Below are 25724 nucleotides of genomic sequence, written 5' to 3' on the forward strand. Positions count from 1 at the left end.
GGCTCGGATGCTATATCGAACGATATAACGAAGTAAACATCAGCTCAGCGTGAAAGCCAGCCCTCGCGCGTCGTGGCGGGCGGTGAGGGTCACGCCGCTGCGGTCGCAGCGGACCGCCTGCAGCAGGGGAGTGTTGGACAGCACGGTGACACCGGGGTCCGCCCAGCGCGCGGCCGTGGCCGCCGCGTCCGCGCCCGGCAGGACCAGGCACGCGTACGTGGCGCCGGCCGGCCGCGGGCCGTGGTCGAAGCCGACGGTGAACACCTCGGCGGCCAGCGTCCCAGTGGACCTCGTCGCGGTGATGTCCGACCAACTGCCGCTCCGGCGCGCCACCCACGCCGACACCGACTCCCGGTCGGACAGCGGCAGGTAACCGATCCGTCCCTGATGCACGAAGAGCCCGGTGGTCAACGGCCCGGTGGTCAACGGCTCGGTCGCCAACGGCCCGGTGGTCAATGGGCCGGTCGCCAGGCGCTGGTCGATCGTCGTCACCACCGGGTACGCGGCCGACGGCGCGGTGATCCCGGCCCCGAGCGCGACGAAGACGTCGTCGAAGCAGAACCACGCCTTCCAGCCGTCCGCGATCCGGTCGGTACCCGCCAGGCGCATCACGGCCATGCCATGGCGGCCGTCCGTCCAGCCGCCGACGTCCGGCGACGCGCCGTGCTGGTCGTTGGGGCGCGGAAGGAGCGCCGCCGGGTCGGGCGGCTGCTCGGCGGTCACGCCCGGGAGTCGCGCCCAGTCCCACAGCGGGATGACGGCCCGGTAGCCGTCCTCCGGTCCGTCACCGACCCGGATGGGGGCGACGCCGTCACCGAGGTGGCGGCCCCGCAGGTTCTCGCCGTTCATGGTCTCGGTGGGCGCGGTACGAGTGGACGACATGCGCACGGACACCGACCAGCCGGGCCGCCGATGCACGAGATAGTCGGAACACGGGTAATAACGACACCCGACGGGCCCGGCCGTGAGCTGTGTGCCTTCGGTCCCGGTAGTGAGCCGTGCCGCCTTGGACCCGGCACCGGACCTGGGACCGGGTCCTGCGGCGGCCCCAGGAGCGGTCCCGGCAGTGGGTGCCGCAGCCGGCTGCTCGGCCTCGGCCAGATGTTGTTCGAAGGCCGCCAGCTCGGCTTGCCGGGGCGCACCAGCCGCGCGCAGGCGGCGGATCGCGGTTCGCAGGTCGGGGGTGGGTCGGTGGGCGTCCGCTCGGGTGATGTTGCGGCCCATGGTGGTGAAGTCGAAGGCGCCCCCGTGTATCGCCCAGCTCAGGCCGTCCAGCAGGAAATCGGTGAAGAAGCCCACCTCGGCGGCGCCGAACGCCCACGGCGTGCCGTACACCACATAGATCCACAAGCCCAGGTCGGCGGCCAGCGCGAAGCCGTAGCCGCCGGAGTAGAGCTGCGCGCCGTGCTGGTGGAAGCTGAAGTCGTCCTGGATCCCCTCGTCGTGGGTCGGCCGCAGGGTTGTCGCCATCCGCGCGACCGCCGAGGAGACCAGGCCAGCGTCGTCCACCAGCAGGCCGTGGCGCAGGACGACCGCCTGGGTCCAGACGAGGTTCTGGCCGGTCATCTCCATGGAGCCCGCGCAGGCCGCGAGCCAGGCGCCCCAGGCCGCGCGCTCGGACGGGCCGAGCCGGTCGGCGAGCAGTAGGAGGGCGTCTCCGGCCAGCTGGGGTGCGGCGATCTCGTTGTACCACCAGTTGGCGCTGCGCGGGCCTCGGCGGCGCCAGGCGTCGAGGGCGGTGAGGGCGATGGGCCGGTGCTGCGGGGAGAGCGCCAGGGTGAGGGTCCTGGACAGGTGTTCCAGCGGCGCCCAGTTCCGGCCGTCGCCCCGGTCGGCGTAGTCGAGGTCCGGCCACGTGCCGTCGGCGCCGGGCCGGTTCACCAGAGGACCGGGCCCATCGGCGCCGGGACCGGCCAGTGGGCCGAGGACAGGGCCGGTCGGCGGGCCGGAGATGGGGCCGGTCGGAAGGTCGGGGACGGGGCCGGTCAGAAGGCCGGGGCCGGCCAGGCCGGTGGCCGCGCCGACGGCGGTGGTGCCGGAGGCGGTGTCCAGCAGTTCGTGCCGCAGCCGAGCCCTGGCCGTTTCGAGGGCCGTTTCGAGGTCTGGCATGTCGCTCCTCAATCGTGGTGCGGCAGGGCGAAGGCGCGTCAATCGTGGCGCAGCAGGGCGAAGGCGCGGTCGGCGCGGCGTACGGCCTCCGGCTCGACCTCCGCCAGCGCGCGCCCGTCGGCCAGGGCCTGCCAGTTGTGCTTGGCCAGCACCCGGTGCGCGGCCAGCACCTGCGCCGCCAGCAGCGAGGCGGTGAGGGCGTCGGGGATCTCCGGAGCCTCCGCGAGCGCGGCGGTCAGAGCGTCCTCGTCCATCGACATGTGGTGCAGCAGGCGGGCGGCCACGCTGGGCGTGCCGAACACCATGCGGCGAAAGGCCATCACTTCCGGCTGGTCGTTCAGCCCGGTGACCGGGTCGTGCCGGGCCAGGGCTTCGAGGAAGTGCCGGTGCAGCGCCGTCAGCGGATGCTCGCCGGCGGTGCGCTGCCGCACCACCCGCGCGAACTCGCCCTGGTGGTCGCTGATGCGGTGCAGGACGAGGTCCTCCTTGGCCGGGAAGTACTTGAACAGTGTCGGCTTCGACACCCGCGCGGCGGCGGCGATCTCGGTGACGGGGACCTCGTCGAAACCACGCGCCAGGAAGAGCGAGATGGCCGCGGTGGAGATGGCCTCGCGCACGTGTTCCCTCTGCAACTGCCGAAGTCCTGTCATGAGTCCACTCTAGCAAAGTGTTAACCTGGTAAAAATATTAACCGAGTTAACGGGAGGTGAGATGTCCACGCTCGACGAGGAGAGGCGATACGTCGAACAGTGCGGAGCCGGGCTGCGCAGGATGCTCGACGCGGCGAGGGACAACGTGATCGTCGGCGAGAGCGTGGCGGGCGACCGCTACAGCGCCGAACGGCTCGGCCGCCACCTCAAGAGCCTGGCCAAGGAGCTGAGCGAGGAGCCGGAAGGCCCGCCGTTCTTCGGACGGCTCGACTTCGGCGGCGATTCCGTCGAACACCAGGGGCGCGGCTACCACATCGGCAGACGGCACATCACCGGCGAGCACGGCGGCCCGCCGGTCGTCATCGACTGGCGGGCGCCCGTCTCGCGGGCGTTCTACCGGGCCAGCGCCCGCGACCCGATGGGCGTCGAGGTACGCCGCCGATTCGGCTGGGCCGGCACCGAACTGACGTCCTTCGAGGACGAACGGCTCGCCCAAGGCCAGGAGACAGAGAGCCGGATCCTGGCCGCCGAGATCGAACGGCCTCGCGTGGGCCCGATGCGCGACATCGTCGCCACCATCCAGCCCGAGCAGGACGATCTGGTCCGTGCCGGGCTGGCGGAGTCGATCTGCGTGCAGGGCGCGCCCGGCACCGGCAAGACGGCCGTCGGGCTGCACCGGGCGGCGTTCCTGCTGTACGCGCACCGGCAGCGGCTGGAGCGCTCGGGGGTGCTGGTGCTGGGCCCCAACCGGGCCTTCCTCGGCTACATCTCGGCGGTGCTGCCCGCGCTGGGCGAGGTCGACGTCGAGCAGACCACGCTGGAGCGGCTGCTCGGCACGGTCGCGGTCAGGGCCACGGACAGCCCGGTCGCCGCGCTGGTCAAGCACGACGCGCGGATGGCCGAGGTCCTGCGCAAGGCCCTGTACGGGCGCATCGGCAAGCCGGTCGAGCCCGTCTCCGTCGCCGACGGCTCCTACCGGTGGCGGGTCGGTGCGGACGAACTGCGCCGCATCGTCGACGACACCCGGCGCGAGGCCATGCCGTACGCGATCGGGCGTGAACGGGTGCGCGCCCGGATCACCGAGCTGATGCGGCGCCAGGCCGAGTCGCGCGGTCACACGGGCAACGCCGTCTGGACGCGCAAGATCGGCAAGGCGCTCACGCCGTTCCTGGACGAGATCTGGCCGGCCGTACGCCCTGAGGAGCTCCTGTGCGCTCTGCTGAGCGATCCGGGCCCGGCCGCCCCGATCCTGACGGCCGACGAGCGGGCGGCCATCACCTGGGCCCGGCCGCCGCGCGGCTACAAGAGCGCCAAGTGGTCCGAGGCCGACCTGGTGCTGCTCGACGAGATCGCCGGGCTGCTGGAACGGCCGCGCGGCTACGGCCACGTCATCGTGGACGAGGCGCAGGATTTGTCGCCGATGCAGTGCCGGGCGGTGGCCAGGCGCAGCGAGCACGGCTCGATCACCGTGCTCGGCGATCTGGCTCAGGGCACCACGCCATGGGCGGCCGTGTCCTGGCCGCGGCACCTGGAACTGCTCGGTAAGCCGGAGGCCGGGATCGTCGCGCTGACGACGGGGTTCCGGGTGCCCGCGGTGGTGGTCGGCCCGGCCAACCGGCTGCTGGCGGCGCTCGACGTGGACGTGCCCGCCACCACGTCGTACCGCACCGACGGCCGGCTGCTCGTCACCCGGGTGACCGAGCTGGAGAAGGGGGTCGTCGCGGCCGCCCGTGAGGCGCTGACCTTCGAGGGGTCGATCGGCGTGATCGCGGCCGACGCCGACGCCGGCCCGCTGACCGACGCCCTCTGGAACGGCGGCCTCGACCTCGGCGAGCGGCTGAGCGTGGTGCCCGCCTCGATGGCCAAGGGCCTGGAGTACGACCACGTGGTGCTGGCCGAGCCCGCCGCCATCGTCGAGGCTGAGGCACGCGGCCTCAACCGCTTGTACGTCGCGCTCACTCGCGCGGTCTCCCGGCTGGACGTGGTGCACTCCCGGCCGCTACCTCTCGATGTCTTTGCAGCCGCCAAATCACCTGAGTCACCAGATGTCGTAGCCTGATCCGCTCGACAGGACGACCGACACGGTGTGTGATGTCCTCACGTCAGGAACGGGCCGCCGACTTGGTTGTGTTCTCGAGAGGAGCCCAGATCGTGACCTCCCCCCAGGATCCGCCCCCCGGCGACGATCCTTCCCGCCGTGAGGCCCAGTGGGCGCAGCAGCCGCCCCCCGGGCCACCGCCTCCGCCCCCCTACGAGCAGGCGCCATACGCGCAGCCCGGCCAGAAGCCGGCCGGGCAGCTGCTGTCGATCATCGCGTTCGTCTGCGCGGCGATATCTCTGCTGTTCATTCCCATTCTGTTCGGCCTGGCCGGGATCGGGCTGGGCATCGCGGGCCACACGCGCGGCGAGACGCTGGGCAAGTGGGCCGCGGTCACCTCGGGTGTGGCGATGATCCTCGGCATGGTCATCGGCTACATCGTGGTGTCCAACATGAACACCTGATCCCGCCACCCCCTGCCTGCCGCCCGGTCAGGACGGTGGGCAGGGACAGCGGATCGCGCGCCACCACCAAGCTCAGCGGAGCGGCCGCGCGGCGGGCAGGCGGAGCCGGTCGACGGCCTCGCGGCGGGTCTTCTCCGGGCGGCGGTCGTAGCGGGCCGTGGTGGCCGGTGACGAGTGGCCGACCAGCGCCTGGGCGGTGGCCAGGTCGACGCCCGCGTCCAGCAACTCGCCGATGAAGGTGCGGCGGAAGTCGTGCGCCGTACGCCGGGACGCCCCCGCCTCGCCCAGCCGCCTGGCCAGGATGTCGGCGATGCCCTGCCCGGTCAGCCCGACGGGGCGGCCCTCGCGCAGCCGTAGGCGGCCCATCCTGCTGATCGGACTGAACAACGCGCCCGCCTCATCGCCCCGTACCGCCAGCCACCGCTCGACCAGCCCGATCGCGTCGGTCGTCAGGTAGACCATCCGCTCCTTGTCGCGTTTGCCGCGGACGCGGAGCGAGCGGGCGCCCGGGTCGTAGTCGGACAGCGACAGCCCGCCGATCTCGGCGCGGCGGCAGCCGGTGGAGTAGAGCACCGCGATCAGCGCCGCGTCGCGGATCCCGGCAGGCGAGTCGTCGCAGGCCGACAGGGCCGCACCCACGACCTCCGGCGGCACGTGGTGACCGGTGGGCAGGCGGCTCTGACGTACCGGAGCCAGGTCGGAGGCGCGCGCGTAGTCCTCCGCGCTGCTCTGCCCGAGCCGCCACGCCTCCTTCAGCACCCGGCGCAGCGCGACCAGGTGCTTGTTGACGTAGGCCGCCGACCACCCCTGATCGGTCAGCAGGGTGCGAATGCGTACCGTGTGCTCGTAACGCAGCAGATGCCACGGCTGGCCCGCGCCGCTGGCCGCCTCGTCGCCGGTGAGCAGGCGGGCCAGCCGGTCGAGGCAGCCGCGCATCGTGCGGCGCGACTCGGGGCTGGTCAGCGAGTCGAGATAGACGTGATAGGGGTCGCGGGCCGGCTCGACGAGCGTGGTCGGCAGGCCCGGTACGGCGGGCAGGCTCACCCGGCGATCTTAGCCCCGCGATCACTCTTCGAGGCGGGTCACGGCCTTCAGCAGGCGGTCGACGTCCGAATGGTCGTTGTAGTGCACCAGCCCGACCCGCACCGCGCCGCCGGAGTCGCGGATGCCCAGCGCGCCGGTCAGCTCCCAGGCGTAGTTGTGGCCGTTCCACACGTTCACCCGGCGCGCGGCCAGCGCCTCCGCGACTTCGCGTGGAGTGCGCCCGGCGACGGTGAAGTAGGCGGTCGCCGTACGCCTGGCGGGCTTGCCGTACAACGTGACGTGCGGCATCGCCTCCAGGCCCGCGATCAGCACGGCGAACAGCTCCTGCTCGTACGCCTCGGCCGCGGTCAGCGAGGTGAGCAGCCGCTCCCTGCGCGTTCCGGTGCCGGGGACCATGGTGGCCAGGTGGTTCACCGCGGCCGTCACGCCGGCCAGGTCGGCGAAGGGGGAGGTACCCCTCTCGAAGCGCTCCGGCACCGTGTCGGGGGAGGAGGCCAGCTTGTCCGGTCTGATCGTCTCCAGCAGCGCCGGATCGGCGATGACCGCGCCGATGTGCGGGCCCGACCATTTGTAGGCGCTGGTGGCGTAGAAGTCGGCGCCCAGCTGCGCGATGTCCACGGGGCCGTGCGCGGTGGCGTGCACGCCGTCCACGTAGGTCAGTGCCCCCGCCGCGTGCGCCAGCGCCGTGATCGCGGCCACGTCCGGGACGGTGCCCAGCACGTTGCTCGCGGCGGTCACCGCCACCAGCCTGGTGCGCTCGCCGATCAGGTTCGTGTACTGCTCCACCGGCAGCTCCCCGGTCGCCGGATCCACCTCGGCCCAGCGGATCGTCGCCCCGGCCCGCGTCGCGAGCTGTATCCAGGGCCGGACGTTGGCGTCGTGGTCGAGCCGTGAGACCACCACCTCGTCGCCGGGGCCCCAGCCCAGGGCCAGCGCTCCGGCCAGGCGATAGGTCAGCGTCGTCATGTTCGGTCCGAGGATCACCCCGTCCGGCAGGCCGCCGACCAGGTCGGCCACGGCCGCGCGGCAGGCCGCCACGATGTCGTCGGCGCGGTGACTGGCCTCGAAGGCGCCGCCCCCGTTGCCGATGCCCGTACGGTAGGCGCTCACGATGGCGTCGATCACCGACTGCGGGACCTGGGTGCCCGCCGCGCCGTCGAGATAGGCGTGGCCGTCGTCCAGTGCGGGATAGGTCGCGCGCACCGATTGAACAGGGAATGTAGCGACAGGAAATTTAGTGACAAAGGGCATGATGTGTTCATGCTCACCCTGAGAGAGCTCAACCGGGCCACCCTGGCGCGGCAGCATCTTTTGCGCCGCCATCAGGGCGGCGTGGCCGCCGTCGTGCACCGCCTGGCCGGGTTGCAGGCGCAGGAGCCCCGCCCGCCGTACCTGGGACTGTGGACCCGGCTCGACCGGTTCGCCCGCGACGACCTGCACGCGGCGCTGCGCGCGCGGACGCTCGTGCGCGCCACCATGATGCGCGCCACCCTGCATCTGGTGACCGCGGCGGACTTCGCCGAGTTCCGGCCCCTGTTGCGGCCGCTGCTCGCCGGCGCGGCGCGCCGCTTCCCGGAGGTCGACTTCGCCGCCGTCGCGGCGGCGGCGGAGCGGTTGCTGGCCGAGGGGCCGCACACGTTCAACGAGCTGCGGCCGAGGCTGGAGGTGGAGTTCCCGGGCGCCTACGACCGGGCGCTCGGCTATGCGGTGCGCATGATGGTCCCGTTGATCATGGTGCCGACCGAGGACCGGTGGAGCTTCCCGCGCGAGTCCGCCTTCGCCCTGCCGGGAATCGAGCTCGCCGCGGAGCCGGACATCGAGACGCTCGTCGAGCGGTACCTGGCCGCGTTCGGGCCGGCCACCGCCGCCGACATGCAGACGTGGTCGGGGCTGAGCGGGCTCAAGGCCGTGCTGAACGGCATGCGCGACCGGCTGGAGGTGCTGGTGGACGAGCGCGGCCGGGAGCTGTTCGATCTGCCGGAGGCGCCCAGGCCGGAGGGGGACGTGCCGGCGCCGGTCAGGTTCCTGCCCGACTTCGACAACCTGATGCTCGGACACGCCGACCGTACGCGTGTGCTGGCCGAGGAGCATCGTGGCGAGGTCGTCACCAAGAACCTGCGCGTGCGCGCCACCTACCTGGTCGACGGTTTCGTGGCCGGGACCTGGCAGATCAGGCGCACGGGCAGGAAGGCCAAGCTGCTTCTCACGCCCTTCATCCCGGTCTCGACCGAGGCGCTGGAGGAGGAGGCGATGGCCCTGCTGGCCTTCGCCGAGCCGGACGCGGAGGCCCGCTCACTTGAGGTAATGGGCTCTTGAAGTAATAGGCTGAGTCTGATTTGTTCGGGGCGGAGGTGTGAGCCATGCCGCAGCTGACCGCCCTGGATGCCCAGTTTCTCCATTTCGAGACGACCACGAACATCGCCAACATCGCCGGCCTGGCCATTCTGGACGGCGATCTCAACCGCGCCGACCTCCAGGCCCTGCTGGAGCGGCGCCTGCCGTACGTGCCCGCGTTGCGGCGCAAGCTCGCGTTCGTGCCCCTCGGACTGGACCACCCCTACTGGGTGCAGGAGGACGACCTCGACCTCGACTATCACGTACGGGAGATCGGGCTGCCGCCGCCCGGCGACGACCGGCAGCTGGCCGACCAGGTGTCCCGGCTGCACGCCCGCCGCCTGGACCGCCGCCGGCCGTTGTGGGAGATCTACCTGATCCACGGCCTGTCCGGCGGCCGCATGGGGCTCTACACCAAGATCCACCACGCGGCCGTGGACGGCATCGGCGGCGCCGACGTACTGGCCGCGCTTCTCGATGTGGGTCCCACACCCGCGCCGACGCCGGTGGTCGCGCCCGAGCGCGACTCGGCGCCGCCGGGAGCGGCCGAGATGGTCCTGCGCGGGCTCGCCAGGCTGGCCGGCAATCCGGCGCACGCGGTACGGTTCGCCGCCCGGGCGATGCCGCACCTGGACGAGATCCCCGTCGTGTCGTCGCTGCCGGGCAGCCGGATGGTGTCGGGGCTGGCCCGCCGGGTCGCCGGCGCCGGGCAGGCCCCGGAGCTGCCGTCGCTGCCCGCGCCCAAGACCCCGTTCAGCGGGCCGGTCTCCGAGCACCGGCGCTTCGCGTTCGTCTCGCTGCCGCTGGAGGAGATCAAGCAGGTGCGCAAGGCGTTCGGGGTGACGGTGAACGACGTGGTGATGGCCGTGTGCGCGGGCGCGCTGCGCCGGTGGCTGGCCGCGCACGGAGGCGTCCCGAGCCAGCCGCTGATCGCCGGGGTGCCGTTCTCGCTGCGGGAGGCGGGGACGGGCGGCAACCAGGTGACGTTCATGACGGCGCCGCTGGCCGTCCACCTCGAGGATCCCGTGGCGCGGCTGGAGCAGGTGCGGCTCGCCATGCAGCGGATCAAGGACAGGTTCTCGCTGGCGCCCGCGCGGTGGCTGCGCGAGCTGAGCGAGTCCATGCCCGCCGCCCTCATGGGGCTGGCGTCCAGATCGGCGTTCGGCCTGGTCGGGCAGACCGCGCCGCCCATCAACGTGGCCATCTCGAACGTGCCGGGCCCGCAGTTCCCCCTGTACGTGTGCGGGGCCCGGCTGCTCACCCACTACCCGGTCTCGGTGATCACCGACGTGAGCGGCGGGGTGAACATCACAGCCTTCTCCTACGACGGCTCGCTGGACATCGGCGTGGTGACCGACCGGGAGATGGTGCCCGACGCGTGGGAGCTCGCCGACGATCTGCGCGGGGCGCTGGACGAGCTGCTCAACGCGGAAAGGAACCTGCCGCAATAGCGCGTCGCTCGCGAGTACGACGCTGACCCGTCCTTTGCCGGCCGCTGTGCCGGCGACTCTTAACGGCGACTCTTTACTGGCCGCCGGGTGGGCGCCGAGCATGGCTGGGCAGCGGGTAGCGTGGATGACGATGGTGGGATCGAGGCCGGACACGCGTCTCGTCGCCTTAACGACTATGGCGGCGAGCTCACACTCGCCCTGCCCCGCGCAGCCACGGCGAACCTCTTACGACGGACAGGTGCCGAATCACCCGCGCGCGGGAAGTAACCGATGATGGCCATCTTCGCCCCCCGGGCCGCGGTCGTCCAGCCGGACCCGTGCATCAGGAGCAGCCGGACAGCGTGGTCGGCGACGACCCGCCCCGTCTCCCGCTTCCTCGCCCCCGAGGGACTTCTTGGTCCGAGATCGATATTCGCCAGTCGAACGACCCGAGCGAGGAGAGTGTCTTGTCCCAAGCAGCAGAGGTTCTCGAGCTAGACGAAAACGTCGCCGACGGCGCACCCGTCGCCGGCGCTGACTCGGTCAAGGCATACCTCAAGGAGATCGGGCGGGTGCCGCTGCTCAACGCCGAGCAGGAGATCGACCTCGCCAAGCGGATCGAGGCCGGACTGTTCGCCGCGGAGCGCCTCAGCACGGAGCCCGATCTGCCCTGTCAGCTCCGCGCCGACCTCGAATGGATCGCCGGCGACGGCCTGCGGGCCAAGGAGCGCATGCTGGAGGCCAACCTGCGCCTGGTGGTGTCGATCGCCAAGCGCTACACCGGCCGCGGCATGCTCTTCCTCGACCTGATCCAGGAGGGCAACCTGGGGCTGATCCGTACGATTGAGAAGTTCGACTACCGGCTCGGGTTCAAGTTCTCCACCTACGCCACATGGTGGATCAAGCAGGCCATCACCCGGGCGATGGCCGACCAGGCGCGGACGATCCGCATCCCGGTCCACATGGTCGAGATGATCAACAAGGTGGCGCGGGCGCAGCGGCGGCTGTCCGGCGAGCTCGGCCGCGAGCCCACGCCCGAGGAGATCGCCGTCGAGACCGAGCTGCCCATCGACCGGGTCGCCGAGGTACAGGGCTACGGCCGCGAGCCGATCTCCCTGCACACACCGCTAGGCGAGGAGGGCGACAGCGAGTTCGGCGACCTCATCGAGGACACCGAGGCCGTCTCCCCGGCCGACGCGGTCTCCTTCACCCTGCTCCAGCAGCAACTGCGGGCCCTGCTCGACGAGCTGTCCGAGCGCGAGGCGGGCGTCATCTCCATGCGCTACGGCCTGAACGACGGCAAGCCGATGACCCTCGACGAGATCGGCAGGATCTACGGCGTGACCCGCGAGCGGATCCGGCAGATCGAGGCCAAGACCATGTCCAAGCTCCGCCACCCCTCGAGGGCTCTGGCGCTGCGCGAATACCTCAGCTAGGTCGGGTGCCCGGTCAGGGGCATGGGCGGGTGGCCGGCTCGTAGCCCCGGAAATCGGGGGTATGGACGGCCGGTCGGCGCAGCCCCTCCAGGCAGACCTGGATGATCGGCTCGGCCAGCTCCGCCGCCGGTAGCCCGGGATCCACCAGGCACTGCAGCAGGCAGCCCTCGATGGCCCCCACGATGACGGTCGCGTGGCGCTCGCTCAGGTCCTCACGCAGTACGCCTTCCTTCCCGGCCTGGCGCAGGAGCTCGGTGATCGCGGCCCGCGCGTCGCCGTAGACGGCCGCCATGTCCACCGGCGATCCCGCCGCGTCACGGGAGGCCGCCCACAGGTCGACCATGATCCGGGCGGGCTCGCGCCGCGCGACCAGCACGCCGAGCACCTCGCGTACCATCCCGGCGAGCCGCTCCAGCGCGGGCCCGGGTCCGTTGACCGCCCGGTCCAAGATGGCGGCCGACATGGCCCGGTAACCTTCGAAGACGGCTTCCAGCAGCGCGTCCCTGCTGTCGTAGTAGAGATAGACGCTGCCTTTGGCGATGCCCGCCTCGGCGGCGATGTCGTTGATGCGGGTGGCGGCGAAGCCCTTGCGGGCGAATACCCGCACCGCCGCGGTGAGGATCTCTTTGCGTCGCGCGGCCTTGTCGACCGTCCTGGGGGACATAAGATCATTATGACTGACCAGTCAGTCAATATCCAAATCTAGATGCGGTCTGTCCGTTTCCCCCTCTAGGGTGCTGACAGTGAGAGACGTACGGCTGCTGCCCAAAGCCCACCTGCACGTTCACCTGGAGAGCACGGTACGCCCCGAGACCTCGCGCGAGTTCGGCGGGCCGGCCGGGCGGGGCGGGCCGTTCGCCACGTTCCGGGAGTTCGCCGACCATCGGGCGCTGGTACGCGGGCGGCTGCTCACGGCCGAGCACTTCCGGCGGGTGGCGCTGGAGTTCTGCGAGGACGAGGCGGCCCAGGGCACCCGTTACGCGGAGGTGTCGTTCACCGCGGCCGCGCACGGCGAGCGGCTCGGCGCGCCGGAGATGCCGCTGGAGGCGGTGCTGGACGGGCTGGCCGAGGGGTCGCGCCGCTACGGGATCGAGTGCCGGGTGCTGCTGGACCACTCCCGGCGGCGCTCCGTCGACCGGCTCTGGCAGACGTTGCGGCTGGCCACCCGTTATGAGGCGGTCGTCGGCATCGGGCTGGCGGGCGACGAGAGCCACCCGGTAGCGCCGTTCGCGGAGGTGCTCGACGCGGCCAGGGACGCCGGGGTGCGCCTGGTGCACCACGCGGGGGAGTTCGGCGGGCCGGACAGCATCCGCGAAGCGCTCACGATCGGGCACGCCGAGCGGATCGGGCACGGCGTCCGCGTCCTGGAGGATGAGGCGGTGGTCGCCGAGGTGCGGGAGCGCGGGGTGCCGCTGGAGGTCTGTCCCACGTCGAACGTCCTGCTCGGTGTCGTGCCCAGCCTGGCCGAGCATCCGCTGCGGCGGCTGAGCGCGGCGGGGCTGGCGGTCACCCTCAACACCGATGGCGAGAGCGACCTGGCCGGCGAGTACGCGCTGGCGCGGGAGGTCTTCGGCTACGACGACGCGGAGCTGGCCGGGTTCGCCCGGGCCTCGATCGACGCCTCGTTCGCCGGGGAGGAGCTCAAGGCGGGGCTGCGGGCGGGGGTGGACGCCTGGCTGGCGACTTCGGCTTCGGACTCGGGTCGATGACCCGCCGCGCTCGCTGACGTTGAGGAGGGGTGCGCTGACCGTCGGGGGTGCGGTCAGCGCTCGGCGTCCCCGATCAGTCCGAGTGGCTGTCCTTGGTCACCGCGCCGTCGGTCGCGTCCACCGTCATGTTCTGCTTGGGCCCGTTGGGCGGAACCACGTCCACCTCCCAGACGATCTTGTCCCGGTGGCTGTCCAGGTTGATCTCGGTGATGCGGCCCCCCGGCACGGCCGCGAGGACCTTGGCCGCCGCCTGCGCGTAGTCGAGCTTGGCGGACTTGATGCGGTCGAGATAGCGGGCCTTGTCGTCGGCGTTCTCGTCGTCCTCCGCCCGTGGGCCGCTGACGACCTTGGCGGTGCCCGATACGAGGTCCATCTGGTGTTCGATGCCCTTGTCGTCGACGACCTGTACCTCCCAGAGGTTGCCGTTCTCCTCGGTCTCCATCGAGACGAGCGTCGAGCCGGGCACGGCCTTCATCGCGGCCTTTCCCACCTCCTCCAGCTTCTTCACCGCCGAGCGCTTCTGGGAGTCGGCTTTGGCGTCGTACTTGGGCGACTCGGTGGCGGCGATGTACGGCGTGGGAGGAGCGCCGAACTCCCCGGTCATTTGACGGGCGTCGCCCCCGCAGGCGGTCGCCGTAAGCAGCGCCGCGCCCGCCAGAGCGCCCCCGATGATCGTTTTAGTCATATGGCGACACTTATCATTTCCGCAGGTAGAACGGTGTGAGCGACATGACCGACGCTGCGGCGCGGACTTGGCTTTCCGGTGCGTCGGGCCCGATAGTGGGCGCCATGGCTCCTTCCTTGATCGTCGCCGTCGTGGGCGACTGCTGCTGCGGGCGGGTCTTCATAACAAGGGCTGAGGGAGGACCTACCCGACCATGTGATGTGCGAGCGCGTGCGGTCCGACCAGCATGGAGGAGATCGCGGGCCCGCATCCGGAGGGAAGGAACCGTCAGATGACCGAGGAGCGACCCGAGCTGCCGCGCGAGGAATGGCGTCAGTTCTTCGACAACCTGTCAAGGCAGTACGAGGGCTCGGACGTGACCGTCGAGGTGCTGAGCCGGACGTTCGGCGATCTCATGCAGGCCGAGAAGCTCCCGCTCGCCTACCTCGAGTACGACGACAAGGACGACATCTTCACCGTGGCGATAGGCGGGCGGGATGGGCGATATCCGGTGGTGCTCGCTCATCTCATCCAGCGGCCGCAGCGGATACTCGCCGATACCGTGGCGCCCGGCATACCCCGGGCCTTCGACATCGTGGACGCGGAAGGCACGCAGACGATCATCATGCTCCATGAGCCGGCCGTGTGGAGCGGCGCGCCGATCTTGTGACCTCAGTCCGGCGCACCGACGATCTTGTGACCTCAGTCCGGCGCACCGACGACCTTGTGCCCTCGGCTCGGTGGCCCGGCGACGCGCCGCATGATCGAGGCGATGGCGGCGGGGTGGGTGAGGTGCGGGTGGTGGCCGGTGGCGGGGATGGTCGTGACGGTGGCCGGGCCCGGGTCGGCGATCAGCGGATCCAGCTGCCCGGCAACGAGGTGGACCGGGACCGAGACCGTCTCGCTGAGCAGTGCTTGGAGAGCGGCGCGTTCGGCGGGCTGGTTCGCGTCCCGGAGCCGGTGGGCCGCACGGCGGGCGACGCCCGGCCGGCGCAGGTGGGCGGCGGCGCTCGCGATGGCGCGGCGGGCTTCGTCCGGGGAATCGCCGTCGCCGAGGAGTGAGGTCGCTAGACGGTCTGCGGAGATTCTCTTGAGGAGTGGCGTGGCGAGTGCCGGTGTGCGGAGCAGTCTCGGGGCCGCCTCCTGGAGGAAATAGGGGGAGACGAGGACCAGGGCACTGAGGCGATCGGGATGGGCGGCGGCGAAGCGGAGCGCCGGTGCGGCCGCGGCGGAGTGGGCGACGATCACGGGCCGGGTTCGTACGGGCGCCAGCAGATCGGTGAGCCAGGCCAGGGGGCTGGCCGAGGTGGGGGCCGAGCGGCCGAGTCCCGGCAGGTCGGCGACGAGAGCCGGTGCTTCGTCCAGTTCGCCGACAACTGCCTGCCAGGAGTCGCCGTCGAGGGGGAGTCCGTGCAGGAGCACGAAGCCGGGCGAGGTCCTGTCCCCGGCGAGGTAGGTACGCGATCCGCCGACGTCATGGAAGCCACCGGGAAGCACGGCCGGGGCCGTCCCGAACCTGTCCGCCACCAGCCGATCTGCCCAGCGGCGCAGCGCGGTCTCGACGGAAGGCTGCCGGAGCCCCGCCGCCTCGGCGACCCGCTCGGCTGAGGCGGTGTCGTAACGGTCCTCGGTCAGGAAGGCCAGGGTCTCGGGGTTGGCTCCGGTCAGCGCGGCCGGGAGGCGGCGGATCAGGGCCACCGGCACGAGGGTTTTCGGCGCGCGTACGCCCAGGTGAGAAGCGAGTAGGCGCACCAGGTCGGGCAGGTTCGGGGTGTTCTCGTCGAGTACCCAGTGCAGGCCGCCGGGCTTCGGGTCGTGCTCGGGGATCGCGGCCATGAACGTCGCGAAATGATCCACGGTCTCCACGGGCACGAACGTACGGGCGGTTCCCGGCAGCGCCGGAAGGCGGCCGTTCCACAGGTCGCGGACCACTTCGGCCAGGCCGATGTACTGGCCGGCCTCGCCTGTGGTCGAGTGGCCGATCACGGTGCTCGGGTTCACCACGGTCAGCGGGACGCCCAGCTGCTCCGCGACGACTCGTACGGCGGCGTCCGCCTCGGCCTTGGAGCCTTCGTAGGCCCCTTGGCCTCGGTAGAGCTGCGCCAGTTCGGCCTCCGGGAGCGGATACCGCTCTGCCGGGCCCAGCCCGACCCGGTAGCCCGACACGTGGATCAGCCTGCGCAGGCCGGGCCGGGTCGCGGCCCAGCGCAGCACGTTGAGCGCGCCCTCGACGTTGACCGTCCTGGCCTCCTCACGCCGCAGCCCGAACCGGTAGATGGCGGCGGCGTTGACGACGTCCCGTACCTCGGCGAGCCGCTCGTCGTCCGCCGCGCTCAGCCCCAGGCCCGGACCGCCCGTGAGATCACCGGCCACGACCGTGAGCCGCTCGGCGTCCGCGCCATGACCGTGTAGCCAGGCCCGCAACTCACCTCCGCCACCCGCGCCCGCACGGCCCTGAGCCGCCGGGGCGCTCGCGTCCGTGCGGTCCCGAGCCGCTTGGGCGTCCGCGTCCGTGCGGTCCCGAGCCGCTTGGGCGTCCGCGCCCGTGCGGCCCCGAGCCGGTTCGCGGATGACGGCCGCGACCGTGCGGCCCTGTTCCAGCAGGCGCAGCACCGTCCACCTGCCGATGAAGCCGGTCGCGCCGAACACCACGGCGTCCGGCGCGCTCCTCGAAGTCTCGCCCATCGCGCATTCCTCTCTAGACCGATCTACATAATCCGTGGACAGCAAAACGCCCGACCTCCAGCGAAAGAGGTCAGGCGGTGCCGAGCAGCTTGGCGATGCGCCGGCTGGTCTGCTCGATGGGAGTCCGGCTACGACCGGCGCGGGCCAGCACGAGCGCGCCCTCGATCAGAGCGAGCACCGTAGCCGCGAGCTCGTCCGCCTCGGCCGTGTCATGACCGTCGGCCCGGAGGGCGTCGGCCAGGGCCCGCTGCCAGCCCGCGTAGATGTCCCCGCAGATCGGCTGCAGGACGTCGTTGGTCGCGGCGACCTCCAGGGCCACGGTCGCCACCGGGCACCCCTTGGCGTAGCCGGCGGCGACCATCCTGTCGGCCAGCGCGGCCAGCAGTGCCCTGACGAGCTCGCGGGAGCTGGGCGCCGCCGAGGCCAGCTCGACCACGATGCCGTCGACCTCTCGACCGGCGGCGGTGAGAGCCTCGCTGACCAGCTGGTCCTTTCCGCCGGGAAAGTGGTGATAGAGCGACCCACGAGGAGCTCCCGCCACCGCGAGCACCTCATTGAGCCCGGTGCCGTGGTAGCCCTTGGCCTCCACCAGTGTCCGAGCCGCCTCGATCAGCCGCGCCCGCGTCTCATCACCCTTGACCGCCACGCCACCGAGAATAGACCGATCTGCATAATTCGCAAATCGGCCGCCCACGTCGACGTTGGTCTTCACGACGTCGCGCGGCGGATCGACCAGCCCGCGTGACACGGCCTGGGGCAGCGGGACGGTCTGCGTGGGCAGCCGATCGACCACCGCGTCGGCGCCGCGGCCATCGGTCACGACACCTTCGGCCGAGACTTTGGCCGACGAAAACGTGACAGCGGACTCCGCACCCGCCTGCCATCTCATTGCGGCACCCCCCGGGCAACGTCAGGCGTGGCCGCCCACCGTGATCGGGCCGAGCGTCAGCTGCGGCTCGCCCTCCAGGATCTGACCGGTGAGCGCCACCTGCTCATCGACTTCGCGCAGCTGGGCGGGGGTGAGCTCGCGCAGCGGCTCCACCGTGACGGCCAACCGGCGGCCGGACCGCCGCTGGTGCCACACCCCGGCCACCTGCCCGTCCACGAGCAGCACCGGGAAGTTGCCCGCCTGGCCGCCGTTCAACGCCCGCCCAGCGGCCAGGCCCGGGTACAACAGCTCGCGCGGCCTCCCCGCCACGACATAGGCATCGAAGTACGGCAGCAGCCGTACGCCCCTCGGCGGCTCCTCCGGCACCTCGGTGTCACCGGCCGCCACCCAGGCCGGGACGCCCTCGAACAGCACCTGCTCCGGCTCGGCCGCCGCGAAGCCCGCGGCCGCCCACTTGACCGGCGCCCCGATCCACTTGGCGAACTGCTCGGGCGTGGCGGGACCGTACGCCCGCAGATAGGCGTTCACCAGTTCGGCGCACCCGTCAGCCGGGCGGAAACCCGCCGGTGGGGCGGTATAGGTGACCTTGCGCCCTCTGGCCGGGCCGAACACGAACGCACCCCGGTGCGCCGCCGTCGCCATGGCCTGCCGCCAGCGCGGCCACATGGTCTGGAAGGCCGGCATGACGAGGTCTCCCGCCCACGGTCCCGTGGCGGCGACGACCGCGTCGCTGAGCTCGTCGATCGTCAGGGCGGCTCCGGTCAGCACCTCGCGGATCGCCTCCACTACCTGGTCGGTCTGGGCGGAGGTCAGACGTATGCCTTGGGCGTGAGCGGCGTAGGAAGGCAGCGACGACAGGGCGCCGATCCACATCGGCAGGTCACGGGCGGGCAGCAGGTGGACGGTGCCGCGCGGGCCGTGCGTCTTGACCAGGCTGCGCTCGCCCCACAGCGCCTCCCGGACGCCGGTACGGGTGACGCCGTCGAGACGGAGGCCGACCGACAACTCGGCCGCCGACATCACCTGAGCATGGGCGCCGCACATGGCGGCGACGACGTCCGCCGGGGTGGCGTCCTTGGCGGGGGCCGTCAGACCGTGCCGCTCCAAACGCCTGGCGCTGACCTGGGACCACGACATTTCCATCATGGGACTCACCGTAGGCGGCAATGCGGAAGGTTTTGTTCCGCGTTAGACGTGTGGCGCGGACGATGAGATCGGCGGCGATGGTCGAACCGTCAGCGGTCAGCGACGACGACACCGCGCTCAAGCGCCCCTCGCACGCCTGGGGCGGTGGGGCCACCGGAGCGGTAGCATCGTCTGACGACCTATCGTTTGACGTATTAGGGGGCGTGATGGCTCGACGCACGGATCCGCTCGGGTGGGGCAGTCCGCCGTTGCTGATTCTGGGGAGCCTGGCGGAGGAGCCGAAGCACGGCTACGCGATCGTCAAGGACGTCCGGGAGCAGACCGGCATCACGCTCGGCCCGGGGACGCTGTACGCCGCGCTGTCCAGGCTGGAGGAGCAGGGCCTGGTGGAGGCACTGCCCGGGGAGGAGCGCCGCCGGCCGTACCGGATCACTGCGGCGGGAGCGTCGGCGCTGGGTGAACGGCTGGCCGAGATGTCGCGTTTCGCCACCACCGGCCTGCGCCGCCTGTCAGCGGGCGTGGCGCGATGAGCGGCCTGGCGGCGCGCCTCGCTCTGGCCTGCTATCCACCATGGTTTCGGGAGCGCTACGGGCAGGAACTCGCGGCGCTGGTCGAGGATGTCGACGGCGGCCCGCGGGTGCTGCTCGACCTCGCGGGCGCCGCCACCCGCGCCTGGCTGCGGCCGGCGCTGGTGGGAGCCTCGGACGCGCGTCTGCGGCGGCGACTCCAGGCGACGCTGGCTACGACCTGGGTCGCATGGTGCGTGGGGATCTCGTCGGTTCCGCTGCTGGATCGGCTCCTGCTGGATCCGCCGCCGCCCGGGTCGCCGCACGCGGTTCGCCTGCTGGTCTCGGCGGCCTGGTGGCTGGTTCTGGCGGGATGCGTGCTGGCCGGAGCGGGAGCGCTGCAGCTGACGCTGCGGGTCCTGGTTCCGGCCCGCGATCGCCGCCTGATCCGGCCGCTGCTGCCTGCGGCGCTCCTGGTGGGCGTCGAGGTCGCGGGTGCCTTGGTGCTCGGGCGGTTCCACCGGTTGTCGGCGGGCTTCCTTGCCGGTCTGCTGGCGTGGGTGATCGGGCTGGGTGCGATGGTGCTCGCGGTCGCCACCGGGCCGGTCATCACGTTGCGACGGGCCCGGCCGGCCATCGCGGTGATGCGGCCTTCGGTCCTGCCTGCCGTGGCCGTGACCGTCCTGCTCGGCGTGGTCGCCATGGTGGACGGCGTCGCGGCCGCCCTGGCCGCCGGCCGTACCCCGCTGACGCTGGCGGGCGTGGCGGTCGGCGTGGTGGCCGCATCGTGCTCAGCTATCAGCGTCACGCGGGCTCTCCGCCACTAGTACGTTTGACGGTATATCGTTTCGCGTACTAATGTCCGGCGTGTGACCTTCATTCGAGCCTTGCGGTGCTGCATGGCGTCCGCGGCGGCCTTCACCGTGCTGATCCTGCTGACCACCCAGTTCCGCGCCGTGCGGGCCTACAGCCCGTGGCAGGACGATCCGTACGACGCCGTGATCTCCGCCACCGAACTGCTGGTCCCCGCCCTGGCGCTGGCGCTGGCCATCCGCGCCTGGGTGCGGCCCGGATCCGCTGAGCTGCTGCGAGGCGCACGGGTGGTGCTCACCGCCGTGGCGGCGACGGCGGTGACCTGCTGGGCGTCGGTCGCCGTCGGCGCGCACGCCGACATGCGGGGCTGGCGGCAACTGCTGCTGATCGCCGGACTGGCGGTGGTCACCCTGTCGGCCGTGCCCCTGGCTCTGGCCCTACGCCACGCGGGTCCCGCTGCCAGGGGCCACACCGACTGGGTCGAGGACTTTCTGGCCGCCGTGCAACGCCTGGGGATCCCCGTCGCCTGGGCATGCCGGGTCGCCGAGGCCCTGCGCCGGCACCGGATCATCGCGGCCATCCTGCTCGCGACCGCCGTCTCGGGCTCGCTGGCGTCGGCCGAGGCGATCGGTGATGGTCTCGGCCCGCAGCCTGTCCAGGCCGCCGCCTTCCGCGTGGTCGTCGGCGTCACCTTGCTGATCGCCCTGCTCGTCCCGCTCAACGCCTATCTCGGGCTGCTGGGCCGGGCCCAGGGATCAACAGAGCCGCGCCGCCGACCACCGGTCGTGCGGGCGGCGCTGTACGGCGCGGCCGCGAGCGTTCCCGTCACCATCGCCTTCCGCGACGGGATCGGCTACCTGCTCGACTACTGCCGCCTCCCTGGGGCAGATCAGTCGGCTGGCCGTGGGGCTGGCGGCCATCGTCGCCCTGGTCATGCTGCTGGTGCAGACCTTCAGGACCCGCAGGCGGCGCCTCTCCCGGATCCTGACCGGGCTGCCGCTCGTGCTCGTCGTGCTGGTCGTCGGATATCTGGGCGTGGTGACCGTGCGGAGGGTACTGCCGCAGGACCTGCCCGCCCCGACCGGCGCGTACGGGGTCGGGCGCCTGATCCAGGAATGGACCGACACCAGCCGGACGGACCCCCTCGCGCCGCGGCCCGGCCTGCCACGTGAGCTGTCGGTATGGATCTGGTACCCCACCCTTCAGGACGTCGGCGGCCCGCGTGCGCCCTACGCGCCTGGCGGGTGGGCGCGACAGCACATCCCGACGCCGCTGCCCGGCCTCGGCGAGGGCAGCTTCGCGGCCGTACGCACCCGGGCCGTCGACACCGCCGCCGTGGCGCCGGGACGGTTCCCGTTGGTGGTGCTCGCGCCCGGGATGGGGTTGAACGCGCCGGTGTTCAGCTCCCTCGCTCAGGAACTGGCCAGCCACGGCTACGTCGTGGCGAGCATCACCCCGACCTACAGCGCCAACGTCACCGTCCTGCACGGGCACGTGGTGGCCAGCACGCCGGCCGGCAAGCCCGAGGGCGACGAGGAAAAAACCGCGGACAGGGTGATCGGCGTGTGGACGGCGGACGCCCGCTTCGTCGCCGCCCACGCCGCCGCACTCGACCGGGACACGAACCTGGCCGGGCACGTCGACGCGAGCCGCCCGCTGTACATCGGCCACTCCTTCGGCGGCGCGACCGCATTCCAGGCCTGCCACGACGACCCGTCCTGCGCGGGTGCGGTCGACCTGGACGGGGCTCTGTACGGCGGCGTGGTGCGTACCGGCCTGCGCGCCCCAGCGCTGATGCTGGGCGGAGAGAACTCATGTGTCATCGAAACCTGCCGCGCCGACGACGCGGAGAACCGCGGCATGCGCGACAGAACCCGGCAATGGCTTGCCGCGAGCACCGGCCCCGTCTGGCGCTACGAGATCGCCGGAACCGGCCACTTCAACTTCACCGACTACGCCGTGATCTACCTGGCGGCGCCGATCCGCGCCCTGTTCCCGCTGGAATCCATCGACGGGGCGCGCGGCCTGCGCATCCAGAACGCCTACGTCACCCAGTTCGCCGACCAGGCAGTCCGCCATCAGGCATCCCCCCTCCTGGCTGGTGCCCGGCTCTATCCCGAGGTCCGCGCGCTGCGGTGAAACAGAAGCTCGAGGACCAGCAGGCTGACGTCGTGCAGCCGAGGTCCAGGTTTCCCGTCAGACGTGGTGGGCGCGGACGATGAGGTCGGCGGCGTCGGCGGCGATGGCGTGCCGCCGTTCGGGCGGCAGGGGCAGCATGCCGTACGCGGTGTCGACGCGCGCCTCGCTGATCACCAGGTGCGAGAACTGGCGGGCCGCCCTGACCGGGTCCGGCACCCGCAGCCTGCCGTCACTGTCGCACTCGCGCAGGTAGTCCGCCACGCCGCCGTCCAGCGACGAGGAGCTCTTCCGCCAGGTGCGCTGGAGCTCCGGGTGGTGGCCCACCTCCGCGATGGTCAGCCGGTGCAGCGCCGCCACCCGCGCTGACAGCGCGATGTCCAGCGTCCGCTCGCCGAGGGCGGTCAGGTCCTTGCGCGGATCACCCGTGAAGACGACGGCCGCCCCTGCGGTCCCCCCCTCACCCGCCGGAGCGCCGCCCGCCGACGCGCTCCGGCCCGGTGCGCCTGCGACTGCCGACCTCGCCTCCTGGATCGCGGCGAGGAAGAGCTGTTCCTTGTCGCCGAAATGGCCGTAGACGGTCTGCTTGCCCACCCCCGCCGCCGCGGCGATCGCGTCGACGCTCGCGCGGGCGTAGCCCAGGTCGGTGAAGACCTGGATGGCGGCGTCGAGGATGGCCCGGCGCTTGGCCGGTGAACGTCGCGGGCCGTGGTCGGCCATGGCTTGTCCCCACTTTCTCCGAATGGGTACTAGTCTACGAGACTAGACGGTCAAGTCTAGTTTGGAGGGCGTATGAACGCCGATGTTGTGGTGGTCGGAGCCGGACCTGTGGGTTTGCTGCTCGCCGCCGAGTTACGGCTGGCCGGGGTCACGCCGCTGGTGCTGGACCGGCTGGCTCGGCCGACGAGCGAGCCGAAGGCGCGCGGTATCGGCCCGCTGGCCGCGGAGGCGCTGCGCCGCCGCGGGCTGGGGGAGCACCTGGCGAAGTTCCAGGAGCAGGGTCTCGCCGACAAGGCACGCGACCACGGAAGCGAGAAGGGGCACTTCGCCCAGATCCACAAGATCGACCCCGACCTCCAGGAGGAACCCGAGCGGACCGGCGCGCTGATCTGGCAGCCGGAGCTGGAACGGATCCTGACCGAGCACCTGGCCTCGCTCGGCGTCCCGGTCCGGCGCGAACACGAGGTGACGGCCCTGGCCCAGGACGACTCCGGCGTCACCTTGACCGTACGGACGCCGGAGGGGGAGCGGCGCGACCGCGCGGCGTACGTGGCCGGCTGCGACGGCGGCCGATCGACGGTACGGAAGCTGGCCGGGTTCGACTTCCCCGGCACCGCTCCCACGAGCGTCGTCCGGCGGCTGATCGGCGACATCTCGGGCATGGAGCGGCTGCCCGCGCCGGGCTGGCAGCCGACGGGGATGTTGATGTGCGCGCCCGGCATGGTGGCGACGGTCGAGCACGACGGCTTCCCCGAGGACCGCGAGGTGCCGCTGACCGGGGAGGAGATGCGCGACAGCCTGCTCAGGGTGACGGGCGTCGAGGTCGAGGTGACAGCGGTCCGCGACACCCTGCGCTTCACCGACGTCGCCCGTCAGGCGGCCACCTACCGGCTCGGCCGCGTCCTGCTCGCCGGCGACGCCGCCCACGTCCACTCTCCCAACGGCGGCCAGGGGTTGAACCTGGGGCTGATGGACGCGGTCAACCTGGGCTGGAAGCTGGCGGCGACGGTCACCGGGCGCGCGCCGGACGGCCTGCTCGACACCTACACCGCCGAACGCCACCCCGTGGGCGCCGCCGTCCTGCACAACACCCGCGCCCAGTCGGCGCTGCTGCGACCGGGCGCGCACGCGGCGGCCATGCGCGACATCGTGTCGGACCTGCTCGACCTGCCGGAGGTCAACCGCTACTTCGGGCGACTGCTGAACGGGCTCGGCACCCGCTACGACCTCCCGTATCCCGCAACCCACCCCCTGGCCGGCCGCCCCTGCCCCGACCTGCGGCTCACGCTGCCGTCCGGCGGCACCCGGACCCTCGCCGGGTTCGCCACGTCGGGGCGGCCGCTGCTCGTCCACGCGCCGTCGCAGCCTGAGATCGCGCAGGCGGCGGCCACCTGGCGAGGCGCACTGGATATCGTCGAGGCGACCGTGGAGGACCGTGACGGCCTGTCGGCCGTCTTCGTCCGCCCCGACGGCATGGTCGCCTGGGCGTCCGGCCCCGGCCCGGCCGACACCACCACCCTGACGGCGGCCTTCCACGCTTGGCTGCCGCCCGCGTGACGCCCTCTGCCGGCCTCCGAGCAGCCAGACTTTCTTGACAATAACTTTTTTCGGTGCCATCGTTTCACCATGTACGAAGTGGCGGTGATCGAAGACCCCGCGGCAGCCGAGGCGTCGCTCGACCCGATGCGGTCGAAGCTGCTGGCCGAGCTGGTCGAGCCCGGCTCGGCCACGTCGCTGGCGGCCAGGGTCGGCCTGGCCAGGCAGAAGGTCAACTACCATCTGCGCACGCTGGAGCGGCACGGGCTGGTCGAGCTGGTGGAGGAGCGCAAGAAGGGCAACGTCACCGAGCGGGTGATGCAGGCCACGGCCGCGTCCTTCGTGATCTCCCCCGTCGCGCTGGCCGCGGTGCAGCCCGATCCCGAGAAGGCGCCCGATCGGCTGTCGGCCCGCTGGCTGCTCGCCGTCGCCGCTCAGCTCGTTCGCGACGTCGGGACGCTGATCACCGGCGCGACCGAGGCCCGCAAGCGGGTGGCGACGTTCGCGATCGACGGTGAGGTGCGGTTCGCCTCGGCGGCCGACCGCGCGGCCTTCGCCGAGGAGCTGGCCGACGCCGTGACCGCGCTGGTGAGCAAATACCATGACGAGACGGCCGAGGGCGGTCGCGACCACCGGCTGGTCGTCGCCGTGCACCCGTCGCTGAAGGAGCGCTGAGGTGGGACATTCCTTCGAGCTCCCCCAGGAGGCTGAGGTCGGGGCGAGCCCCGAGGAGGTGTGGGCGGCCATCGCGACCGGCCCCGGCATCGACTCGTGGTTCATGGGCCGCAACGAGGTGGCCGACGGCGTGGTGCGTACCGCCTTCGGCCAGTACACCCCCGAATCCACCGTGACCGCCGCGGAGCCGCCCGCCCGATTCGCGCACGCCAGCCCGATGGCGGAGGACGGCCGGTTCGTCGCCTACGAGTTCCTCGTCGAGGGGCGCGAGCAGGGCAGCACCACGCTGCGCATGGTGACCAGCGGCTTCCTGCCGGGGGACGACTGGGAGGCTGAGTTCGAGGCGATGTCCAGGGGGCTGGAGATGTTCTTCGCCACCCTGGTCGCCTACCTGACGCACTTCCGCGGCCGGACTGCCACGCCCGTCACCGAGTTCGGGCCGCCCGTCGCCGACTGGCCGCGCGCCTGGGAGATCCTTTACGGCGCGCTCGGCGCTCCGGGCCACGCCAAGCCGGGCGACACCGTACGGTTCACGCCCGCCGGGCTCGCCCCGATCGAAGGCGTCGTCTACTACGCCAACGCCCAGACGCTCGGTGTGTTGACCCCGGACGCGCTCTACCGATTCCTGCAGGGGCTCGGCGGCTCGATGGTCGCCGCGCACCACCTTTTCGCCGGCACCGGCGACCAGGGTCCGGCCTGGAATGCCTGGCTCGATCATCTTTTCGACGAGTGAAAAGCCT

23 protein-coding genes and 1 pseudogene are annotated in these 25724 nt (G+C 71.8%); 14 read left to right on the top strand and 10 right to left on the bottom strand.

Annotated elements, in window-relative coordinates; all coding sequences use genetic code 11:
• Positions 1–39 precede the first annotated feature (39 nt).
• Both AB0H88_RS28770 and AB0H88_RS28775 read right to left on the bottom strand, forming a co-directional pair.
• Complete coding sequence (locus tag AB0H88_RS28770) at positions 40–2109, bottom strand: polysaccharide lyase family 8 super-sandwich domain-containing protein (protein ID WP_357649713.1); 2070 nt, start codon at positions 2107–2109, stop codon at positions 40–42.
• Positions 2110–2147: 38 nt separating this feature from the next.
• Positions 2148–2759 (bottom strand): TetR family transcriptional regulator, encoded by a 612-nt coding sequence (locus AB0H88_RS28775; RefSeq protein ID WP_357649715.1) that lies wholly within the window; start codon positions 2757–2759, stop codon positions 2148–2150.
• Positions 2760–2820: 61 nt separating this feature from the next.
• Between AB0H88_RS28775 and AB0H88_RS28780 the strand changes: the two genes are divergently transcribed.
• Positions 2821–4818: an AAA family ATPase gene (locus AB0H88_RS28780; protein ID WP_357649717.1), complete on the top strand. Its 1998-nt coding sequence runs from the start codon at positions 2821–2823 to the stop codon at positions 4816–4818.
• Between the two features lie 92 nt (positions 4819–4910).
• Entirely contained in the window at positions 4911–5261 is a 351-nt protein-coding gene (locus AB0H88_RS28785; protein ID WP_357649719.1) for a hypothetical protein, read from the top strand.
• Positions 5262–5333: 72 nt separating this feature from the next.
• Here the strand turns inward: AB0H88_RS28785 and AB0H88_RS28790 are convergent, their stop codons facing one another.
• Together AB0H88_RS28790 and AB0H88_RS28795 are read right to left on the bottom strand one after the other, a co-directional pair.
• Positions 5334–6305 carry a tyrosine-type recombinase/integrase gene (locus AB0H88_RS28790; RefSeq protein ID WP_357649721.1) on the bottom strand — a complete coding sequence of 324 codons (972 nt, stop codon included), beginning with the start codon at positions 6303–6305 and terminating at the stop codon, positions 5334–5336.
• 21 nt (positions 6306–6326) lie between these two features.
• Positions 6327–7556, bottom strand: coding sequence for a cysteine desulfurase-like protein (locus AB0H88_RS28795; protein ID WP_357649723.1), 1230 nt, complete (start codon positions 7554–7556; stop codon positions 6327–6329).
• Between the two features lie 9 nt (positions 7557–7565).
• Here AB0H88_RS28795 and AB0H88_RS28800 point away from each other — a divergent pair, with 9 nt between their 5' ends.
• The 3 genes and pseudogenes from AB0H88_RS28800 to AB0H88_RS28810 all read left to right on the top strand — a co-directional run.
• The gene (locus AB0H88_RS28800; protein ID WP_357649725.1) at positions 7566–8621 is read left to right on the top strand and encodes a winged helix DNA-binding domain-containing protein; all 1056 of its coding nucleotides are present in this window, start codon (positions 7566–7568) and stop codon (positions 8619–8621) included.
• A gap of 44 nt (positions 8622–8665) precedes the next feature.
• Positions 8666–10090 carry a wax ester/triacylglycerol synthase family O-acyltransferase gene (locus tag AB0H88_RS28805; RefSeq protein WP_357649726.1) on the top strand — a complete coding sequence of 475 codons (1425 nt, stop codon included), beginning with the start codon at positions 8666–8668 and terminating at the stop codon, positions 10088–10090.
• A 506-nt stretch (positions 10091–10596) separates the two neighbouring features.
• A pseudogene (locus AB0H88_RS28810) lies at positions 10597–11505 on the top strand (RNA polymerase sigma factor); the annotation flags it as partial.
• Between the two features lie 13 nt (positions 11506–11518).
• Here the strand turns inward: AB0H88_RS28810 and AB0H88_RS28815 are convergent.
• Entirely contained in the window at positions 11519–12169 is a 651-nt protein-coding gene (locus AB0H88_RS28815; protein WP_357649728.1) for a TetR/AcrR family transcriptional regulator, read from the bottom strand.
• Between the two features lie 79 nt (positions 12170–12248).
• On the opposite strand from AB0H88_RS28815, the gene add reads away from it, so the two are divergent.
• A complete protein-coding gene (gene add, locus AB0H88_RS28820) occupies positions 12249–13214 on the top strand; it encodes an adenosine deaminase (protein ID WP_357649730.1) in 966 nt (321 codons plus the stop codon).
• 73 nt (positions 13215–13287) lie between these two features.
• Here add and AB0H88_RS28825 read toward each other — a convergent pair whose 3' ends face one another.
• Positions 13288–13899: a PepSY domain-containing protein gene (locus AB0H88_RS28825; RefSeq protein WP_357649732.1), complete on the bottom strand. Its 612-nt coding sequence runs from the start codon at positions 13897–13899 to the stop codon at positions 13288–13290.
• A gap of 271 nt (positions 13900–14170) precedes the next feature.
• Here AB0H88_RS28825 and AB0H88_RS28830 point away from each other — a divergent pair, with 271 nt between their 5' ends.
• A complete protein-coding gene (locus AB0H88_RS28830; protein WP_357649734.1) occupies positions 14171–14548 on the top strand; it encodes a DUF5335 family protein in 378 nt (125 codons plus the stop codon).
• Positions 14549–14580: 32 nt separating this feature from the next.
• Here the strand turns inward: AB0H88_RS28830 and AB0H88_RS28835 are convergent, their stop codons facing one another.
• The 3 genes from AB0H88_RS28835 to AB0H88_RS28845 all read right to left on the bottom strand — a co-directional run bounded on the left by AB0H88_RS28835 (position 14581) and on the right by AB0H88_RS28845 (position 18598).
• A complete protein-coding gene (locus AB0H88_RS28835; protein WP_357649736.1) occupies positions 14581–16563 on the bottom strand; it encodes an alpha/beta fold hydrolase in 1983 nt (660 codons plus the stop codon).
• Between the two features lie 70 nt (positions 16564–16633).
• Positions 16634–17383, bottom strand: coding sequence for a TetR/AcrR family transcriptional regulator (locus AB0H88_RS28840; protein ID WP_357649739.1), 750 nt, complete (start codon positions 17381–17383; stop codon positions 16634–16636).
• Positions 17384–17473: 90 nt separating this feature from the next.
• A complete protein-coding gene (locus tag AB0H88_RS28845) occupies positions 17474–18598 on the bottom strand; it encodes a winged helix DNA-binding domain-containing protein (protein WP_357649743.1) in 1125 nt (374 codons plus the stop codon).
• A gap of 206 nt (positions 18599–18804) precedes the next feature.
• Here AB0H88_RS28845 and AB0H88_RS28850 point away from each other — a divergent pair, with 206 nt between their 5' ends.
• From AB0H88_RS28850 to AB0H88_RS28865, 4 genes are all read left to right on the top strand, one after another.
• Complete coding sequence (locus AB0H88_RS28850) at positions 18805–19128, top strand: PadR family transcriptional regulator (protein ID WP_253778576.1); 324 nt, start codon at positions 18805–18807, stop codon at positions 19126–19128.
• Positions 19125–19931: a hypothetical protein gene (locus AB0H88_RS28855; RefSeq protein ID WP_357649745.1), complete on the top strand. Its 807-nt coding sequence runs from the start codon at positions 19125–19127 to the stop codon at positions 19929–19931. The genes AB0H88_RS28850 and AB0H88_RS28855 overlap by 4 nt, the downstream gene beginning before the upstream one ends.
• A 42-nt stretch (positions 19932–19973) precedes the next feature.
• On the top strand, positions 19974–21089 hold the full coding sequence (locus AB0H88_RS28860; protein ID WP_357649746.1) for a hypothetical protein: 1116 nt from the start codon (positions 19974–19976) through the stop codon (positions 21087–21089).
• Between the two features lie 163 nt (positions 21090–21252).
• Positions 21253–22056 (top strand): hypothetical protein, encoded by an 804-nt coding sequence (locus AB0H88_RS28865; RefSeq protein WP_357649994.1) that lies wholly within the window; start codon positions 21253–21255, stop codon positions 22054–22056.
• A 57-nt stretch (positions 22057–22113) separates the two neighbouring features.
• Here the strand turns inward: AB0H88_RS28865 and AB0H88_RS28870 are convergent, their stop codons facing one another.
• The gene (locus tag AB0H88_RS28870) at positions 22114–22773 is read right to left on the bottom strand and encodes a TetR/AcrR family transcriptional regulator (protein ID WP_357649748.1); all 660 of its coding nucleotides are present in this window, start codon (positions 22771–22773) and stop codon (positions 22114–22116) included.
• Between the two features lie 72 nt (positions 22774–22845).
• On the opposite strand from AB0H88_RS28870, the gene AB0H88_RS28875 reads away from it, so the two are divergent.
• The 3 genes from AB0H88_RS28875 to AB0H88_RS28885 all read left to right on the top strand — a co-directional run bounded on the left by AB0H88_RS28875 (position 22846) and on the right by AB0H88_RS28885 (position 25717).
• Positions 22846–24330 (top strand): FAD-dependent monooxygenase, encoded by a 1485-nt coding sequence (locus AB0H88_RS28875; RefSeq protein WP_357649750.1) that lies wholly within the window; start codon positions 22846–22848, stop codon positions 24328–24330.
• Between the two features lie 69 nt (positions 24331–24399).
• Positions 24400–24984: a helix-turn-helix domain-containing protein gene (locus tag AB0H88_RS28880; RefSeq protein WP_357649752.1), complete on the top strand. Its 585-nt coding sequence runs from the start codon at positions 24400–24402 to the stop codon at positions 24982–24984.
• Position 24985: 1 nt separating this feature from the next.
• The gene (locus tag AB0H88_RS28885; protein WP_357649755.1) at positions 24986–25717 is read left to right on the top strand and encodes an SRPBCC domain-containing protein; all 732 of its coding nucleotides are present in this window, start codon (positions 24986–24988) and stop codon (positions 25715–25717) included.
• The last annotated feature ends 7 nt before the right edge of the window (positions 25718–25724 follow it).

It is taken from the genome of Nonomuraea sp. NPDC050680 (assembly GCF_040654555.1).
Taxonomy (GTDB): domain Bacteria; phylum Actinomycetota; class Actinomycetes; order Streptosporangiales; family Streptosporangiaceae; genus Nonomuraea.